Origin of the sequence: Propionicicella superfundia DSM 22317, assembly GCF_000423465.1 — a bacterium.
GTDB lineage: Bacteria > Actinomycetota > Actinomycetes > Propionibacteriales > Propionibacteriaceae > Propionicicella > Propionicicella superfundia.
Genome location: NZ_KE384020.1, coordinates 655,380 through 673,858 on the forward strand (window position 1 = coordinate 655,380; position 18,479 = coordinate 673,858).

Sequence of the window (18,479 nt, forward strand, 5' to 3'; positions counted from 1 at the left end):
GTCGTCCGGCGCGCGGCTCCTACCCGGTCTCGTCGAGACGACGGCCCTCCCGGATCAGCCGATCGGCCGGCAGGCGCACACTGCGCCGCGCCGTGGCCTCCGAGGCCCAGCCGATCCGCAAGACGATGGCAGGATGCTCACCGACCGCCGCCGGGAAGACGGCGTCGAAGTCGTCCTGCTGCGCGCGGATCACCTCTGCGTAGCGGCCGAAGGTCTCCGGCTCGACGGCCGCCTTCGTGAGGTACTGCGGCATGACTCCGTGCGGCTGGACAGCCAGCCCCCGAGCGGTCGCGGCGAGCCAGATCCGCTCCATCGCCCGCCCGGCCTCGACGTAGCCGGCGGCATCCGCGCGTCGTGCGGTGACCAGACACAGGGCGCCCGCATGCCGCAGCCGGTCGGCCAGACGGCGCGCGACCAGCCGCCCGATTCCCAGCCTGCTCACGAGCCCGACGACAGGGGCGTGCCTCATCAATCGGCCCATCCAGACGAGAACGCCGGGCACCCCGAGCGCTTCGAACTCCAGCCCGAACCCGGTGGTCTCGATGTCGTGCCGGGTGAACCGCAGGATCTCGAAGAGCTCGTCGTGCAGCGGTCTGTGCTCCAGCCGGATGTAGGTCGAAGCGGCGTCCATCGTGGCCATCCGGTCGAGTGCGCCGCGCCCGGCGGCCCAGTGGACGCCCGCAGCAAGCCCGGCGGCTGCACCGGTGAGTGCCGCCACAATCCCGGTATCGAGCGGTCGGTCCTCGAAGGCGCCCCGGTCGGTCCGGCGCTCGTGGAGCACCGACGCCAGCGCGTCGCCCTCGCCGGCCCGCCCCAGCCGGACGATCACGGGCGTGTCGCGGCCGAGCGCTCCGGGCTCGACCTCCGGGTCGCGGCCCGCGTGGCGGGCGGCGATCACGAGGTTCTCGACCGCAGCGCCGAGGCCGACCCAGGCGAACATCGCGTTCACATCCGTCGGGAGCACACGGCTCGGCTCCAGCCGTGCCTCGATCGCGTCCCCCGCCCGGGCGAACACCCATGCCTGCATGTTGTCCGGAGACGGAGCGCGTCGCGCGGCCGCGATCAGGTCGGCGAACAGCCCGTCGGGGATCATGGCCGGGCCTCCCCCGCCGGCCAGGTCGGGGTGCGTGCCGCGGCGAAAACGTCGAGGGCGTGGCGCAGCATCTCCTCGGTGTGCGTCGCCATCAGCGAGACCCGCAACAGTTCCTGGTTCCTCGGGACCGCCGGGTGGGTGACCGGGTTGACGAAGACACCGCCGTCGAGCAGCCGGTGATACGCCGCGAGGGTGAGCAGCTCGTCGCCGCAGAAGACCGGCAGGATGGCATTGCCGTGGTCGTCCACCCGGTACCCCAGGTCTCGCAGGCCGGCCGCCAGGAACCGGGCGTTCGCGAGCAGGCGCCGGCGCCGCTCGGGCTCGGCCTCGACGACTCCCAGCGCCGCGAGCGCCGCCGCAACCGACGCCGGGGGCAGGCTCGCCGAGAACAGATGGGCACGCGCGGTGTGCCGCAGCGTGTCGATCACCTTGCGGTCGCCCGCCACGAAGCCGCCGATCGACGCCAAGGACTTGCTCATCGTGCCCATCACGAGATCGACCTGATCGAGCATCCCGAAATGCTCGGCCACGCCGCGTCCTCCCGGCCCCATCACGCCGATCGCGTGGGACTCGTCCAGCAGCAGTCGCGCATGGCGGGCCCGGACGAGCCGCACGATCTCGGGAAGGTCGACCACCGTGCCCTCCATGCTGAACAGCGAATCGGTGACGACCAGCGTCCGCCGGCCCGGCCGCCGCTCGAGCGCCTCCGCGAGCGCCGCGGTGTCGGCATGGCGGTAGCGCACCACCGTGGCACCCGCCAGGCGTGCCCCGTCGATCAGGCTGGCGTGGCTGCGCTCGTCCATCACGACGACGCCGTCCCTCCCGGCGAGCGCCGAGACGACCCCCACATTCGTCTGATACCCGGTCGAGCAGACCAGCGCGTCGTCCTTGCCGAGGAACCGGGCCAGTCGATCCGCGAGGTCGACGTGCAGGTCCAGCGTGCCGTTCAGCATCGGAGACCCCGAGCACCCGCTGCCGTACCGGGCGAGCGCCGCGCTCGCCGCCGCCGTGATCCGCGGGTGGGTCGCGAGGCCGAGGTAGCAGTTGGTTCCGAGCATCACCACCGGGCGTCCGTCGTGGACCACGACCGGCTCCTGCGCGCTTTCGAACACCGGGCGGAACGGATACAGGCCGGCGACGCGTGCGACGTCCGCGCGGGTGTAGCCGCACGGCCTCACGAACGGGTCGGCAGGATCCGCCGGGTCGGCGAACAGCCGGGCCGCGTCGGCAGGCTGCGGGCGGGCGGCCACGGTCGCCGGGTCGGAGCTCGCGAAGGCGCGGTGGCGGTTCTCCGGCTGGGGGATGCCGGTGCGGAAGAGCTCCGCGTAGGCCGCGCTGTGATCCGGGTCGCGGACGGCCTTGACCAGGAACACGACCGGGTGCAGCTCGGCGCCCAGCGACGTCTTGGCATCGTAGGTGGTGATGCCGAGGTTCAGCGACGTCTTGCCGAGGTCACAGGCCACCCGGATCACCTCCAGGAACAGGTTCGGGTACAGCGCGTAGTCGTCTCGGACGCTGCCGTCGATTCCCTCCGCCACGCCGAAGTAGTCCCCGTCGCCGACCAGGCCCAGGCCGAACGCGACGATCTCGCCGTCCAGCTTGATCGCGACGACGTGACTGCGTCCGGGCAGGTGCCGCGCCATCGCCTCGAAGTAGGCCGGGGTGAGGACCTCGTGCTCGTACTCGCCGTGCCGCTCGGCGACCTGCCGCCACAGCGCCGCCAGCCGGTCGGCATGAGGTGCGTAGTCGTCGATCACCTCGACGCTGATGCCCGGCGCGTGCAGGGCGTCCTGCACCCGACGGATGCGCTGTCGCTTCTTGTGCTTCAGCGCGGCGAGGTACCCGTCGAAATCCGGCCACCGCAGGGCGAGACGGGCGATCGGGAAACCGAGCACCGGCTGGTAGCCCGCCGCCCGGACGGCGTGGAAGTCCGGATACCGCTCGACCGGAATGTCCCGCACGACGATCAGGTCGGCGCCCTCGATCCGGGCGAGCTCGTCGAGCGTCGGCCCGAGAGCGCCCAGGAACGCCTCGCGATGCTCGCCGGGCGCCTCGATCGTCGCACCGAGCGACGCCAGGTGCCCCACCTCCAGCAGCCGGAACCTCATGAAGTCCGGTCGCCATTCCTTCACGGCGGCCAGCACCTCGGGCGACGTCGCGGTCGTGAGCTTCGTGAGGTCCATGTCGAACGCGAAGCACGAGGCGATGCCCACCGCCTCGCCGGCGCAGGAACCGATCAGATAGTGAGGGTGCAGGTCGTTGATGCCGGACGCCTCGACAGCACGGAGGTGCCCCGACTCGAGACCGACCGCGGTCGTCGAGGCAAGCCCGTCCCACACGGCGACGGGGACGTCCACGATGGACGTGTAGCGGGCGATCGTGATGTCGCCGGCACGCGCGGGCCGGCCGATGACCACCGGGTCGGCAGCAAGGATGCTCACGCGTCGAAGCTACGACGCCGCGCGCCGGCCCGCTCCCCGTTCGGGGTCCTCCTCGGGTTAAGTCAGCGCTCCCCCGGACACGACCCCAGCCCGTGCCCCGATCGGTCTACGACGTCGTCCTCACAGCACCGAGCGGACCGGGCGCGACACGGCCTCGCGCAGCGCCTCGGCGCGGTCGGTGCGCTCCCAGGTCATGACCGGCAGCTCCCGGCCGAAGTGCCCGTAGCACGTCACCTGGGAGTAGATCGGCCGCAGCAGGTCGAGGTCGTCGATGATCGCCGCAGGACGCAGGTCGAAGACCTCGTCCACGGCCGCGACGATCCGCTCCAGCGGCACCTTCTCGGTGCCGAAGCACTCCGCATAGAAGCCCACGGGATGTGCGCGGCCGATGGCGTAGGCGGCCTGTACCTCGCAGCGGTCGGCCAGCCCGGCGGCCACGACGTTCTTGGCGACCCAGCGCAGCGCATACGCGGCGGACCGGTCGACCTTCGACGGATCCTTCCCCGAGAACGCCCCACCGCCGTGCCGGGCCATGCCGCCGTAGGTGTCGACGATGATCTTGCGTCCCGTCACGCCGGCGTCGCCCATCGGGCCGCCGACGACGAAGGTGCCCGTGGGGTTCACGAAGGTGCGCAGGCCCTCGGTCGACACCGCATAGCGACCGAGCACGGGGGCGATCACCCGGTCCCGGATCGCCGCGGCCAAGTCTCCGTGCTCGATCTCCGCCGCGTGCTGCGTCGACACGACGACCGTATCGACGCGGACCGGACGGTCACCCTCGTACTCGACGGTCACCTGGGTCTTGCCGTCGGGACGCACCCACTCCAGTTCGCCGGACTTGCGCACCTCGGTGAGGCGCTCGGCCAGTCGATGGGCGATGTCGATCGGCATCGGCATGAGCGTCGACGTCTCGTTGGCCGCATAGCCGAACATGAGCCCCTGGTCGCCGGCCCCCTGCCGGTCGTAGGCGTCCGACGAGCCCTCGTTGCGCGCCTCCTCGGCCGTGTCGACCCCCTGCGCGATGTCAGGCGACTGGGCACCGAGCGAGACGAGAACACCGCAGGAGCGACCGTCGAAGCTCTTCTCGTCGTCGTCGTAGCCGACCGCGAGAATCCGGTCCCGCGCGATCCGGGAGATGTCGGCGTAGGCGGTTGTCGTCACCTCCCCGGCGACGATCACCGTCCCTGTCGTCACGAGGGTCTCGACGGCGACCCGCGCGTCGTGGTCCTCGGTGAGCAGAGCGTCGAGGACCGCGTCGGAGATCGCGTCGGCGAGCTTGTCGGGGTGTCCTTCGGTGACGGATTCGGACGTGAACAAACGCTTCAATGCTCCCCCTCGATCTCGGCTCGCGCCGCGGACAGGATGTGGTGGGCGACCGTGTCCTTGGGGCCGGCGGCGCGCGCGACGATCCCCTGACGGTCGATGATCACGACGCTGTTGTCACGCGAGCCGAAGACCCGGCCGGCGGTGACGTCGTTGAGGACGAGCAGGTCGCAGCCCTTGCGGCGGAGCTTCTCGGTGCCCAGCCGCAGAAGCTCGTCGCCCTCGGCGGTCTCGGCGGCGAAGCCGACGATCACCCGCGCCCGCGGGGACGCCGCCGCGAGGCCCGCGAGGACGTCGGGGGTCTGGACGAGCGCGAGCGTCATCCCGCCCGTCCCGTCCTTCTTGATCTTCGCGTCGCTGCGGGTCGCCGGCGTGAAGTCGGCGGGAGCGGCGGCCATGACGACGATGTCGGCGTCCGGGGCGAGAGCCGTCATCGCGTCCGCCAGGTCGGCGGTCGACACGACATCGACCACCTCGATCCCGCTCGGGACGGGTGCTCCGATCGTGGCCCGCACCAGAGTCACGGCCGCCCCCCGCAGGGCGGCGGCGCGCGCGATGCCGATCCCCATGCGCCCCGACGATGCGTTGGACAGGTAGCGCACAGGGTCGAGGACCTCCCGCGTTCCCCCGGCGCTGACGACGACGCGCAACCCTTCGAGATCTCGGCTCACGATCGCCGCCGTCGCCGCGTCGTCCCGCAGGCCGGTCGCCACGGCGTGGATGTCTTCGGGCTCGGGCAGCCGGCCCGGCCCGGAATCGGCACCGGTGAGGCGACCACTCGCGGGCTCCATGACCACCGCTCCGCGGTCGCGGAGCGTGCGGACGTTCGCGCCGGTCGCAGGATGCAGCCACATCTCGGTGTGCATCGCGGGGACGAACAGCACCGGGCAGCGGGCCGTCAGCAGTGTCGCGGTGAGCAGGTCGTCGGCACGACCGGCCGCGGCCCGCGCCAGGAGGTCGGCCGTCGCGGGAGCGACCACGACGAGGTCGGCGCTCTTGCCCAGCCGCACGTGCCGGACCTCTGCCACGTCATCCCAGACCTCACTGGTCACGGGGTGTCCGGACAGCGCCTCCCATGTGGGCGCGCCAACGAACCGCAGTGCGGCCGCGGTCGGAACGACCGTCACGTCATCGCCGGCCTCGGTGAACCGGCGGACGAGCTCACACGCCTTGTAGGCAGCGATCCCGCCACCCACGCCGAGGACGACGCGACTCACGGCGGGTCAGGCGAGACCGGGGTCGCCGAACGGGTCGAGTGAGAAGTCGGGCTCGGCGGCCTCGGCCTCAGCAGCCGCGGCGGCCTCGGCCTCGGGGTCGAACTCGTTGCACTCCAGGACGCCTGCCTCGATCTCGCGCAACGCGATCGACAGCGGCTTCTCCTGCACCGACGTCTCGACCAGCGGTCCGACGCTCTCCAGCAGGCCTTCGCCGAGCTGGGAGTAGTAGGCGTTGATCTGACGTGCTCGCTTTGCAGCGAACAGAACCAGCCGGTACTTGGAGTCGACCTTGTCGAGCAACTCGTCGATCGAGGGATGGGTGATGCCTTCGGCAATGTGATTGGTCAATGCAAACCTTCGCTCGGGCAGCGCAAGACGCGCCATTCTTCACAGGCCCAGTAAGCCTACCAAACGCTCCACGGTCTGCGGTATCTCGTCGTTCACCACCACGGCATCGAACGCCTCGGCGGCGGCGAGCTCGCCCTTGGCGGTCTCCAACCGGCGCTGCTGCATCTCGTGGCTCTCGGTCCCCCGGCCCACAAGCCGCTCCACCAGCGCGTCCCAGCTCGGCGGGGCGAGGAACACCAGCCGGCATCCGGGAAGATGCTCGCGCACCTGGAGCGCACCCTGCAGGTCGATCTCCAAGATCACGGTGCGTCCGGCCGCCACGGCCCGCTCCACCGGCGCGGCCGGTGTGCCGTACCGGTGGGCACCGTGGACCTCGGCCCACTCGAGCAGCCCGTCGGTGGCGATCAGCTCGTCGAACTGCTCGTCGGTCACGAAGTGGTAGTCGACGCCGTCGACCTCGAGCGGCCGCGGCGGTCTGGTCGTCACCGACACCGAGACCCACACGTCGGGATGCTCGGCCTTCAGCCGCTTCACGACCGTCCCTTTGCCCACGGCCGTAGGACCGGAGATGACGGTGACGGAGCCTGTCACGAGAACTCGGCGCGCAACGCGGCCGTCTGGTGCCTGCCGAGCCCGCGGATCCGCCTGTTCGGCGCGATCTCCAGCTTCTCCATGATCCGGGCGGCCCGCTTCTCGCCGACGCGCGGGAGCGCCTTCAGCAGGTCGATGACCTTCACATGCGCGAGGACCTCGTCCTCGGTCGCCTTGTCGAGCGCCTCGCCGAGCGTCAGTTCGCCGGAGCGCAGCTGCTCCTTGAGGGCGGCTCGCTGACGACGGGCGGCGGTTGCGGCCGCCCGGGCTCCCTCCAACTGCTCCGGGGTGAGAGATGGGATGCTCACTGGTTCGCCTCCACGGTTGATGTCTGCGCCCCAAGATAGCGGCATTCGGGGGGCAAGACACCCCTGGTACGGGAGGAGAATGGCTTTTGGTCCCCCCTGCGAGGAACTCGGCCCCCGGCTCGCCGCTTCTCCTTGTCCTGCTGACGTTCCGGCGATCAGACGCCGAGGAACTGCTCCACCTTCGCCGTGAGCGCGAACACGCTCGGACCGGCCGCCAGGACCCCGCGGCTCACGACCGGCAGAACGCGGTCGAGCGCGTCGCCGAACAGCCGCGGGAGGTCGTCGATGCGACCGCCCTGGAACCCGATCCCCGGGACGAGGATCGACCCGTTGAACCCCGACAGATCGCACCCGATCGAGTCGTGGGTGCCCCCCACGACGAGACCGATCGCCCCCTGGCCGCTGCGGCGGTTGAGGCGGGCGCTCTCGTCGATGATCCGCTGCGCGACCGAGGAGTCCTCCCCCATCGCGAGCTGGATCTCGGCACCCTCGGGGTTGGACGTCCGGGCCAGGACATAGACGCCGCGCCCGGTGTCGTGCGCCTGGTCGAACGCCGGCATCAGCGAGCCGAAGCCCAGATAGGGCGACACCGTGATCGCGTCGGCCCGCAGAGGCGCGTCGTCGGCGAGGTAGGCCGCCGCATACCCGGCCATCGTCGAACCGATGTCACCGCGCTTCACGTCGAGGATGCTCAGCGCACCCGCTGCGCGGATGTCGGCCAGCACCCGTTCCAGGACGGCGATGCCGGCCGCTCCGAACCGCTCGAAGAAGGCCGACTGCGGCTTGAACACCGCGACCTTGTCGCCGACGGCCTCGACGACCGCGCGGGCGCACTTCTCAAGGCCCACCGCGTTCGCGGGCAGCCGCCAGGCCTCCAGGACACTGGCGTGCGGGTCGATGCCGACGCACAGGGATCCACGGGCCTCGGTCACGGCGGCGAGTCGCCCCTGATATGTCGCGGTCATGCCGTCCTCCTCGTCGGCGGCAGGGCGTTGATCGCTGCGATCAGGCCCGACCCTTCGTAGATGAAGCCAGTGTAGAGCTCCACGAGCCGAGCGCCGGCGTCGAACATGGCTTCCGCATCGGTGGCGCTCATGATTCCGCCCGACGCGATCACCGGCAACGGGCTGTGCGCGGTGATGTAGGTCACGACCTCCCGCGCCCGCGCCGTCAGGGGCACGCCGGACAGCCCGCCCGCCTCCGCCGCGCGGGCCTCGTCGGCCGGTGCCAGCCCGTGCCGGGTGAGCGTGGTGTTGGTCGCGATCACGCCCCGGACGTTCTGCTCGCAGGCGGTCTCCAGGACCGCGTCGACCTCATTCCAGGACAGGTCGGGGGCGATCTTGAGGAAGATCGGCACCGCGCCCAGCGGCTCGGCCGCCGCCAGGTGCTCGGCCTCGCGCGTCAGCGCGCCCAGCAGGGCGCCCAGATGGTCCGCCCCCTGCAGGCTCCGCAATCCGGGCGTGTTCGGACTCGACACGTTGACCGCGATGTAGTCGGCGAACGGCGCGAGCGCCCGCAGCGACGTCAGGTAGTCCTCGGCGGCGGCGTCGAGCGGGACGGCCTTCGTCTTCCCGAGCGAGATCCCCAGCGGGACGCCGACCTGCAGGTTGCCCCGCCGGACGCCGAGGCCGTCCAGTCGCTCGGCCATGGCCCGCGCACCGAGGTTGTTGAAGCCCATCCGGTTGATGATCGCGGAGCTCTCGCGGAGCCGGAAGACGCGCGGCCGGTCGTTCCCGGGCTGCGCGAGCCCCGTGACCGTGCCCAGCTCGGCGAAGCCGAACCCGAACGCCTGCCACGCGAGAGCCGCGCGGCCGTCCTTGTCGAGACCCGCCGCCACGCCGACGCGGCCCGGGAACGCGACGCCTGCCACGCTCACCGGATTCGCCGCACCGCCGTGCAGCAGCCGGAGCAGCCCGCGCACGGCAGGGCTGGCGCCGAGCCGCTCGAGCCAGGTGATCATGTCCTCGTGGATCGCCTCGGGATCACCGTGATGGGCCCGGAAGAGCAGAGGACGCAGGAACGTCCGGTAGCCCGTGCGCAGCAGCACCGCCCGCGCGGTCACCGCAGGCCCGCGCGCAGTTCGGCGTCCATGTCGGCGCTCCACGCCTGCAGCGGACGCACTCCGAGCTCGCCCTTGCGGAGAGACTCGATTCCCTGCACCGCCGCCTGCAGCCCGGCACCCGTCGTGATGCAGGCCACGTCGCGCAGGACGGCCGCGGTGCGGATCTCCCAGCCGTCCTTGCGCGGACTGCCGTGGGCGCTGTGCCCGTGGGGCGTGTTGAAGACGAGATCGACATCGCCGTCGGCGATCCGCTGGGCGATCGTCGGTTCGCCGTCGGGGCCGGGGCCCTGGCTCACCTTCCGCACGGTCCGCACCGAGACGCCGTGACGACGCAGCACCTGCGCCGTGCCGGCCGTCGCCCACAGCTCGAAGCCCATGTCGGCCAGCCGCTTCACGGCGAAGATCGCGTTGCGCTTGTCCTGGTTGGCCACGGAGACGAACACGCGCCCCGACGTCGGCAGGTCTCCGTAGGACGCCGACGCCGTCTTCGCGAACGCCTTCCCGAAGCTCGAGTCGATGCCCATCACCTCGCCCGTGGACTTCATCTCGGGACCGAGGACGGTGTCCACCGACACACCCTCGGGCGTCCGGAAGCGGTTCCACGGCATGACCGCCTCCTTCACCGAGATGGGCGCCGAGTCCAGGTTCGCCGCGCCGTCGCCCTCGGCGCGCAGCATCCCCTCCGCGCGCAGATCGGCCACGCTGAGACCCAGCATGATGCGCGCCGCAGCCTTGGCGAGCTGCGTGCCGGTGGCCTTCGACACGAACGGCACCGTGCGCGACGCGCGGGGATTCGCCTCCAGCACGTACAGCGTGTCGGACAGCAACGCGTATTGGATGTTGAGGAGCCCCCGGACGCCGATCCCGTCGGCGATCAGCCTCGTGGACTCGCGGATCTTGTCGATGACCTCCGCGCCGAGCGTGATCGGCGGCAGCGAGCACGCCGAGTCGCCCGAGTGGATGCCGGCCTCCTCGATGTGCTCCATGACGCCGCCGAGATACAGCTCCTGCCCGTCGTACAGGGCGTCCACGTCGATCTCGATCGCGTCATCGAGGAAGCGGTCGACGAGAACGGGCCGGTCGGGTGTGATGAGCGTGGCGCGCTGGATGTAGGCCGCCAGCGACTCCTCGTCGTAGACGATCTCCATGCCCCGCCCGCCGAGCACGTACGACGGCCGCACGAGCACGGGGTAGCCGATCTCGGCGGCGATCCGCTTGGCCTCGTCGACCGAGAGCGCCGTCCCGTACGCGGGCGCAGGCAGGTCCGCCGCCGCGAGCACGCCCCCGAAGGCGCCGCGGTCCTCGGCCAGGAAGATGGACTCCGGCGACGTGCCGACGATGGGGACGCCGGCCTTCTTCAGCCCCGTGGACAGCCCGAGCGGCGTCTGCCCGCCGAGCTGCACGATGACCCCGCGGACCGGGCCGACGGCCTGCTCGGCGTGGACGATCTCGAGGACGTCCTCCAGCGTCAGCGGCTCGAAGTACAGCCGGTCCGAGGTGTCGTAGTCGGTGGAGACCGTCTCGGGGTTGCAGTTGACCATGATGGTCTCGTACCCCGCGTCGCGCAGGCTCATCGCCGCATGGACGCACGAGTAGTCGAACTCGATGCCCTGCCCGATGCGGTTCGGACCGCTGCCGAGGATGATCACGGCCTCGCGTTCCCGAGGCGCCACCTCGGTCTCCTCGTCGTAGGACGAGTACATGTACGGCGTCCGCGCCGCGAACTCCGCGGCGCACGTGTCGACCGTCTTGTAGACCGGCCGCACCCCGAGCGCCCAGCGGCGCTCCCGCACGACGGCCGGGCTGAGGCCGCGCACCGCCCCGACCTGCCGGTCGGACAGTCCGTGGCGCTTGGCCAGGCGCAGCACGTCGGCGGTGAGCTCGGGCGCGGTGCGCACGGTCTCCGCGACCTGCACGAGCAGGAGCAACTGGTCCAGGAACCACGGATCGATCCGGGTGACCTCGTGCACCTCCGCGGTCGAGACGCCCATCCGCAGCGCCGCGACGACCGCCGACAGCCGCCCGTCGTGCGGTCGTGCCGCCCGGGCGAGCGTCTCCTCGCGCGTGGCGTCGAGCGGCGCCGCGAAGTCGAACGGGGCCTTCGCATCCTCCAAGGAGCGCAGCGCCTTGCCGAGCGCCTCGGTGAAGTTGCGTCCGATGGCCATCGCCTCGCCGACCGACTTCATGTGGGTGGTGAGCGTCGAGTCGGCGAACGGGAACTTCTCGAAGGCGAAGCGCGGCACCTTCACCACGACGTAGTCGAGGGTCGGCTCGAACGACGCCGGCGTCTCGGCCGTGATGTCGTTGGGGATCTCGTCGAGCGTGTAGCCGACCGCAACCCGGGCCGCGATCTTCGCGATCGGGAAGCCCGTGGCCTTCGACGCCAGCGCCGAGGACCGCGACACCCGCGGGTTCATCTCGATGACGACCATGCGCCCGTCGGCCGGGTTGATCGCGAACTGGATGTTGCACCCGCCCGTGTCCACCCCCACCGCACGGATGATGCCGATGCCCACATCGCGCATCCGCTGGTACTCGCGGTCGGTGAGCGTCATCGCGGGCGCGACCGTGATCGAATCGCCCGTGTGGACGCCCATCGGGTCGAGGTTCTCGATGGAGCACACGACGACCACGTTGTCGGCCTTGTCGCGCATGACCTCCAGCTCGTACTCCTTCCAGCCCACGACCGACTCCTCGATGAGGACCTCGGTCACGGGGCTGGCGGCGAGACCGATGCCGGCGATCCGCCGCAGTTCCTCCTCGGTGGAGGCGTGGCCGGAGCCGATACCGCCCATCGTGAAGGAGGGCCGCACGACGACCGGGTATCCCAACTGCCCGGCGGCGGCCATCACCTCCTCGATGCTGTGGCAGATGACCGAGCGCGCGACCTCGGCTGGTCCGCCGGCGACGTCGAGAGCCTCGACGATGTGCTTGAACTGCTCCCGGTCCTCGCCGCGTTGGATCGCCTCCACGGACGCGCCGATGAGCTCGACGCCGTAGGCGTCCAGCACGCCCGACTCGTGGAGGGCGACGGCCGTGTTGAGCGCGGTCTGTCCCCCGAGCGTGGCCAGCAGGGCGTCGGGACGCTCGGCGGCAATGATCTTCTCGAGGTAGGTGGGCGTGATCGGTTCGATGTACGTCGCGTCGGCGAACTCGGGGTCGGTCATGATCGTCGCCGGATTCGAGTTCACGAGGATCACCCGGAACCCCTCCTGCCGCAGGATGCGGCATGCCTGCGTCCCAGAGTAGTCGAACTCGGCGGCCTGGCCGATGACGATCGGGCCGGAACCGATGACGAGGATGGAGGAGATGTCGGTCCGGCGGGGCATCAGGCGTCCTTCCCCGCCCGGTGGGCGAGCATGTCGGTGAACCGGTCGAACAGATAGGCGGAATCGTGCGGGCCGGCGGCCGCCTCGGGGTGGTACTGGACGCTGAACGCGACGAGCTCGCCGTCGGCGTCGTGCAGTTCGAGTCCCTCCACGACGTCGTCGTTGAGACACACATGGCTGACGGTCGCGGCACCCCACGGGGTGTCGATCACCTCGTCGCGCGGCGCGTCGACCGCGAAGCCGTGATTGTGGGCCGTGATCTCGACCTTGCGCGTGGTGCGGTCCATCACCGGCTGGTTGATCCCGCGGTGGCCGTACTTGAGCTTGTAGGTCGGGAATCCGAGCGCCCGGCCGAACAACTGGTTGCCGAAGCAGATCCCGAAGAACGGCATGCCGTCGTCGAGGACCTGCCGCAGCAGGTCCACCGAGGCCGTCGCGGCGGCCGGATCGCCGGGCCCGTTGGAGAAGAACACCCCGTCGGGCCGCAGGCTCCTCAGATCCTCGAAGGACACCGAGGCCGGCAGGACGTGCACCTCGATACCGCGCTCGGCCATGCGGTGGGGCGTCATGTCCTTGATCCCGAGGTCGACGGCGGCGACGGTGAAGCGCCTCTCCCCGGCGGGCGGGACGATCACCTCGTGGCTCGTCGTCACGTCCCCGACGAGATCGGCGCCGGCCATCGACGGCTGCTGCAGCACCTTGGCGCGCAGCGACGCCGGGTCGAGATCGACCGTCGAGATGCCGACCCGCATCACGCCGCGTTCGCGCAGATGCCGCGTGAGCGCGCGTGTGTCGATGCCCGTGATCCCGACGACGCCCTGTCGCGCGAGTTCCGAGGGCAGGTCGCGGTCGCTCCGCCAGTTCGAGCGGACGCGGGACACGTCCCGTACGACATAGCCCGCCACCCAGATCCGCGACGACTCGTCGTCCTCGTCGTTCCACCCGGTGTTGCCGATGTGGGGGGCCGTCGCGACGACGACCTGGCGATGGTAGCTGGGGTCGGTCAGGGTCTCCTGGTAGCCGGACATCCCCGTCGCGAACACGGCCTCGCCGAACGTCTCGCCCTGGGCGCCCATGGACTCGCCGCGGAACGATCGCCCGTCCTCGAGAACCAGCAATGCAGGAGCGCCGGGTGTCAGTCCGCCAATCGTCATCGGATTCTCCTTGAGTTCGCCCCGACACTAGCAAAGGACACGGCCCGCCCCGGGTGTCGCCCGGCCGGTGTCAGGTGCCCGTGATTCGTGTCAGCACGCCGTTGAGGAAGGCCGGCGACTCGTCGGTCGACAGCTCGCCGGCAAGGCCCACCGCCTCGGACACGGCGACCTGGGCCGGGAGTCCGCCGTAGACCGACTCGTACACGGCGATGCGTGCGAGGTTGCGATCCACCCGGGGCATGCGGGTCAGGGTCCACCCCTCCCGCAGGCTGTCGACGATGCGACGGTCGATCTCGTCGGCGTGCGCCACCACGCCCTGCACGAGCTCGGTGGTGTACACGCGCACCGGCGGGTCGGCGTCCGCGGTCCGTTCGCTCAGCGTCGAGAGCGGGTCGTTGCCGCGCAGCTCCGCCTCGAACAGGATGTCGAGAGCGCGTTTGCGCGCCTTGCCGCGCGCCGACGTGCGGGGAGCGCCCGGGTCGTGCGCCACCTAACTGACCCGGCCCAGGTACTCACCGGTGCGGGTGTCGACCTTCACACGCTCACCGGTGACGATGAACAGCGGCACCTGGATCTGCAGGCCGGTCTCGACCGTCGCGGGCTTCGTGCCGCCGGTGGAACGATCGCCCTGCAGGCCCGGCTCGGTGTAGGTCACCTCCAGCTCGACGCTGGCCGGCAGGTCGATGTAGAGCGGGTTCTCCTCGTGCAGCGCGACGGTCGCGAGCGCGTTCTCCAGCAGGTAGTCCTTCGCATCGCCCACCACATCGTCGGGGATGTTGAGCTGGTCGTACGTCGCGGTGTCCATGAAGACGAAGGACGCGCCGTCGTGGTAGAGGTACTGCATCTCGCGGCGGTCGACGTTCGCGGTCTCGACCTTCGTGTCGGAGTTGAACGTCTTGTCGACCACCTTGCCGCTCAGCACATGCTTGAGCTTCGACCGGACGACGGTGTTGCCCTTGCCTGGCTTGTGGTGCTGGAACCAGATGACGGTCCAGAGCTGACCGTCGAGGTTCAGGACCATGCCGTTCTTGAGGTCGTTGGTCGAGGAGGTGCCCATTAGCTGCCTTTCGCGCGAGAAACCGCAGGCCAGTGTAGCGGTCTCCGCGACCCTGGGCGTCAGGTTCGGGCAGGCCGGTCGCGGTTCGCGGCCGCCTGGGTCACGACCTCGTCGCGCCGGGCGGCGTACGGGCAGGCGATCTGCTCGGTCTCGGTCGCGAGCTCGTCGAGCCCGGCGTCGCGCAGCCCGGCGACGATCTCCGCCAGGTCGGACAGCGACCGGTTCTGGCTGAGCTTCGCCTTCGCCACGACCCGGGTCACCTGGAGCTCGATCCCGACGATGGCGCGCAACTGACCGCTGCGGTACGGCTCGGGCAGGGCGTCCACGTCGTACCCCGGTTCCAGCAGCTCCGCCAGTTCGGCGGCGGCACGGCACGCCCACTGCTCGTCGTCGTGGATCACGAGGCGGCCGTATGCGTGGACCGACAGGTAATTCCAGGTCGGGATCGCCGTGCCCGCGGCCAAGACGTCCGGCATCCACCGGGTCGTCATGAAGGCATGCGGACCGGTGAGGATCAGGAGCGCCTCGCCGATGATCTCGGCGCGCCACTGCGGGTTGACCCGCGACATGTGTGCGATGAACGATCCGTGCGGACCGTCGTCGGGGTGGTACACGACCGGCAGCAGGGTCGCCTCGGGACCGTGCGGGGTCACCGTCACGAGATCGCCGGCCCGCGGCTGCGCCAGGAATCGTCGCAGATGCTCGTCATCCATCTCGTACTGCCGGGGCACGTACACGATCACTCCACCTCTGTCCTGAAGAAGACGTCCGTGCTCACTCTGCCAGAGCCGCGAAGGCTACGCTGAGGACGGCCTCCGGCGGATCCTCCAGCACGCGCGCATGACCGATCCCGGTGAGGGAGATGAGCCGCAGTGACCGTCCTCGCGCCTTCTTGTCGACCGCCATCACCTCGCGAAGCGTCTCCCACCGGTCGCTGCGGTAGGACGTCGGCAGGTGGAGCGAGCGGAGCACGTCGCCGTGCCGCGCGGATGTCTGCGGGTCGAGCAGCCCGAGCATCAGGGCGACCTCGGCCATCCAGGCCATGCCGACGCTGATCGCCTCGCCGTGGCGCCAGGTGTACCCCTCGACCCGTTCGATGGCGTGCCCCAGGGTGTGCCCGTAGTTCAGGATCTCCCGCCCGACCATGTCCCCGTGCGACGTGTACTCGCGGAAGTCCTGCGACACGACCTGCGCCTTCACCGTGACCGCCCGGCGGACCAGGTCGGCCAGCACGGGCGATCGGCAGTCGAGGCACGCCTCCGGCTGGGACTCGATCGTGTCGAGGATCACCGGGTCGGAGATGAACCCGCACTTCACGACCTCGGCCATGCCGGCGCGCAGGTCGGCGTCGGGCAGGCTGGAGAGAAAGTCCAGGTCGCAGCTCACCGCGATCGGGTGGTAGAAGGACCCGACGAGGTTCTTGCCCGCCGGAAGATTGATGCCCGTCTTCCCGCCCACCGCCGCATCCACCATGCCGAGCAGCGTGGTCGGCACCGCCATGTAGTCGATGCCGCGCAGCCAGGTCGCCGCGACGAATCCCGCGACATCGGTCGTGGCTCCACCCCCGAGCCCGATCAGCAGGTCCGAACGGGTGAAGCCGTGCCCCGCGAGGCGCTCCCAGCACGCGGCGACGACTCCGGCGGTCTTCGCGGCCTCCCCGTCGGGGAGTTCGACCAGGATCGTCTCCTCGGCGAGCGACACCGCGGCGAACTCGGCCGCCTGCGCGGTCAGCGTGGGCGGATGGAGGACGGCGACGCGAGCCCTGTGATCGGTGAACGTGACGACCTCGTCGATCAGCCCGCGTCCGATCCGGACCTGATAGGGGCGTTCCCCGTGGACATCGATCACATCGCGGTGCGTCATGGCTCCTCCTTCACGGCGGACAGGATCGAGGCGACCACGTCGGCCGGATCGGTGTGATCGGTGTCGACGGCGATGGTCGCCACCTCCTCGTACAGCGGGGTGCGTTCGGCCAGCAGCGTCTGCAACCGGCTCCGCAGGTTGCCCCACAGCAGCGGGCGGCTCGCGTTGAGCCCGGCGCGCCGTGCCGCCTGGGCGGCGGAGACCCTGAGCCACACGACGGTGTGTCCGGCCAGCGCCCGGCGGATCTCGGCGCTGACGACGGCGCCACCGCCCAGCGAGACGACTCCGGGCCCGGTGAGCGCGGCGAGCGTCTGTTCGACCTCGAGCGCGCGGAAGTGCGGCTCGCCGTCGGTCACGAAGATCTCGGCGATCGGCTTTCCGGCGACCTCCTCGACGCGGGCGTCCACGTCCACGAACGACAGGCCGAGCGCCGTGGCCAACGCGCGACCGATGGTCGTCTTCCCGGCGCCCGGCGCCCCCACCACCGCGATGGTCGTCACAGGAGGTCTCGCGATCGCAGCGAATCCAGGTACGCCCGGTGATTGCGCGCGGTCTCGGCCACGGAGTCCCCGCCGAACTTCTCCAGTGCCGCGTCCGCCAGGACATAGGCGACCATGGCCTCGGCCACCACGCCGGCCGCCGGGACGGCGCACACGTCGGATCGCTGATGGTGCGCCGTCGTCGCCTCGCCGGTCACCGTGTCGAACGTGGCCAGCGCCCGCGGCACGGTGGCGATCGGCTTCATGGCGGCCCGGACCCGCAGCGAGGCGCCGGTGCTCATCCCCCCCTCGGTGCCTCCGGACCTGTTCGAATGACGCACGATGCCCTCGGCGTCCTTGAAGATCTCGTCGTGGGCGAGGGAACCACGGGTGCGGGCGAGGTCGAACCCGTCCCCGACCTCGACGCCCTTGATCGCCTGGATGGACATCAGCGCGCCCGCGAGCCGGGCGTCGAGCCGGCGATCCCAGTGGACGTGCGAGCCCAGTCCCGGCGGGAGGCCCTCGGCGATCACCTCGACCACGCCCCCGAGGGTGTCGCCCTCCTTGTGCGCCCGGGCGATCTCGTCCTGCATCGCCTCGCTCCCGGCCGGATCGGCGCAGCGCACGGGGTCGGCGTCGATCCGCGCCAGGTCCGCGTAGACCGGGCGCGTGGCGGCCGGGACGCGGGCGGCGCCGAGTTCGACGACATGGCTCAGGACGGTGATGCCGCAGGCCTGGAGCAGGAAACGTCTCGCCACCTCTCCCATCGCGACGCGGGCGGCGGTCTCGCGCGCCGACGCGCGCTCCAGCAGCGGGCGCGCCTCGGCGAAGTCGTACTTCTGCATGCCCGCCAGATCCGCGTGGCCCGGGCGCGGCCGCGTCAGGGGCGCGTTCCGGGACAGCCGAGCGAGATCGGCCTCCGGGACGGGATCGGCCGCCATCACCTGCTGCCATTTCGGCCACTCGGTGTTGCCGATCATGATCCCCACCGGAGAGCCCAGCGTGCGACCGTGCCGCACGCCCCCGACGATCGTGACCTCGTCGGCCTCGAACGCCATCCGTGCCCCCCGGCCCGCTCCGAGACGACGCCGGGCCAGCGCGGCCGCGATGTCGGCGGTGCCCACCTCAACGTGGGCCGGGATCCCTTCGAGCGTCACGAACAACGCGGGCCCGTGGGACTCGCCGGCGGTGAGGAAACGGAGCATAGGGGGCAG

17 protein-coding genes are annotated in these 18,479 nt (G+C 70.8%); all 17 read right to left on the reverse strand.

Annotated features, from left to right (window positions below; translation table 11 throughout):
• Positions 1-19: 19 nt before the first annotated feature.
• Positions 20-1,093: a nitroreductase family protein gene (locus G555_RS0108260; protein WP_028708523.1), complete on the reverse strand. Its 1,074-nt coding sequence runs from the start codon at positions 1,091-1,093 to the stop codon at positions 20-22.
• Positions 1,090-3,534: an aminotransferase class I/II-fold pyridoxal phosphate-dependent enzyme gene (locus tag G555_RS18720; RefSeq protein WP_051208576.1), complete on the reverse strand. Its 2,445-nt coding sequence runs from the start codon at positions 3,532-3,534 to the stop codon at positions 1,090-1,092. The genes G555_RS0108260 and G555_RS18720 overlap by 4 nt, the downstream gene beginning before the upstream one ends.
• A 120-nt stretch (positions 3,535-3,654) precedes the next feature.
• Positions 3,655-4,860: a methionine adenosyltransferase gene (gene metK / locus G555_RS0108270; RefSeq protein ID WP_036921639.1), complete on the reverse strand. Its 1,206-nt coding sequence runs from the start codon at positions 4,858-4,860 to the stop codon at positions 3,655-3,657.
• Positions 4,857-6,074 (reverse strand): bifunctional phosphopantothenoylcysteine decarboxylase/phosphopantothenate--cysteine ligase CoaBC, encoded by a 1,218-nt coding sequence (coaBC, locus tag G555_RS0108275; protein ID WP_028708525.1) that lies wholly within the window; start codon positions 6,072-6,074, stop codon positions 4,857-4,859. Before coaBC ends, metK begins: the two co-directional genes overlap by 4 nt.
• Before the next feature lie 6 nt (positions 6,075-6,080).
• A complete protein-coding gene (gene rpoZ / locus G555_RS0108280) occupies positions 6,081-6,422 on the reverse strand; it encodes a DNA-directed RNA polymerase subunit omega (RefSeq protein WP_028708526.1) in 342 nt (113 codons plus the stop codon).
• Positions 6,423-6,461: 39 nt separating this feature from the next.
• Positions 6,462-7,013: a guanylate kinase gene (gene gmk / locus G555_RS0108285; RefSeq protein ID WP_028708527.1), complete on the reverse strand. Its 552-nt coding sequence runs from the start codon at positions 7,011-7,013 to the stop codon at positions 6,462-6,464.
• Positions 7,010-7,321, reverse strand: coding sequence for an integration host factor, actinobacterial type (gene mihF / locus G555_RS0108290; protein ID WP_028708528.1), 312 nt, complete (start codon positions 7,319-7,321; stop codon positions 7,010-7,012). Before mihF ends, gmk begins: the two co-directional genes overlap by 4 nt.
• A 155-nt stretch (positions 7,322-7,476) precedes the next feature.
• A complete protein-coding gene (pyrF, locus tag G555_RS0108295) occupies positions 7,477-8,286 on the reverse strand; it encodes an orotidine-5'-phosphate decarboxylase (RefSeq protein ID WP_028708529.1) in 810 nt (269 codons plus the stop codon).
• Positions 8,283-9,383, reverse strand: coding sequence for a quinone-dependent dihydroorotate dehydrogenase (locus G555_RS0108300; protein ID WP_051208579.1), 1,101 nt, complete (start codon positions 9,381-9,383; stop codon positions 8,283-8,285). Before G555_RS0108300 ends, pyrF begins: the two co-directional genes overlap by 4 nt.
• Positions 9,380-12,712 carry a carbamoyl-phosphate synthase large subunit gene (gene carB, locus G555_RS0108305; RefSeq protein ID WP_028708531.1) on the reverse strand — a complete coding sequence of 1,111 codons (3,333 nt, stop codon included), beginning with the start codon at positions 12,710-12,712 and terminating at the stop codon, positions 9,380-9,382. Before carB ends, G555_RS0108300 begins: the two co-directional genes overlap by 4 nt.
• Positions 12,712-13,866, reverse strand: a complete 1,155-nt coding sequence (carA, locus tag G555_RS0108310; protein ID WP_036921642.1) for a glutamine-hydrolyzing carbamoyl-phosphate synthase small subunit — start codon at positions 13,864-13,866, stop codon at positions 12,712-12,714. Before carA ends, carB begins: the two co-directional genes overlap by 1 nt.
• A 70-nt stretch (positions 13,867-13,936) precedes the next feature.
• Positions 13,937-14,356: a transcription antitermination factor NusB gene (gene nusB, locus G555_RS0108315; protein ID WP_028708533.1), complete on the reverse strand. Its 420-nt coding sequence runs from the start codon at positions 14,354-14,356 to the stop codon at positions 13,937-13,939.
• The gene (gene efp, locus G555_RS0108320) at positions 14,357-14,923 is read right to left on the reverse strand and encodes an elongation factor P (protein ID WP_028708534.1); all 567 of its coding nucleotides are present in this window, start codon (positions 14,921-14,923) and stop codon (positions 14,357-14,359) included. It abuts the gene before it with no gap.
• Between the two features lie 59 nt (positions 14,924-14,982).
• The gene (locus G555_RS18725; protein ID WP_051208580.1) at positions 14,983-15,666 is read right to left on the reverse strand and encodes an FMN-binding negative transcriptional regulator; all 684 of its coding nucleotides are present in this window, start codon (positions 15,664-15,666) and stop codon (positions 14,983-14,985) included.
• A 31-nt stretch (positions 15,667-15,697) separates the two neighbouring features.
• Entirely contained in the window at positions 15,698-16,786 is a 1,089-nt protein-coding gene (gene aroB, locus G555_RS0108330) for a 3-dehydroquinate synthase (RefSeq protein WP_028708535.1), read from the reverse strand.
• Positions 16,783-17,286 (reverse strand): shikimate kinase, encoded by a 504-nt coding sequence (locus G555_RS0108335; RefSeq protein WP_036921645.1) that lies wholly within the window; start codon positions 17,284-17,286, stop codon positions 16,783-16,785. Before G555_RS0108335 ends, aroB begins: the two co-directional genes overlap by 4 nt.
• Complete coding sequence (gene aroC, locus G555_RS0108340; protein WP_028708537.1) at positions 17,283-18,470, reverse strand: chorismate synthase; 1,188 nt, start codon at positions 18,468-18,470, stop codon at positions 17,283-17,285. Before aroC ends, G555_RS0108335 begins: the two co-directional genes overlap by 4 nt.
• Positions 18,471-18,479 lie beyond the last annotated feature (9 nt).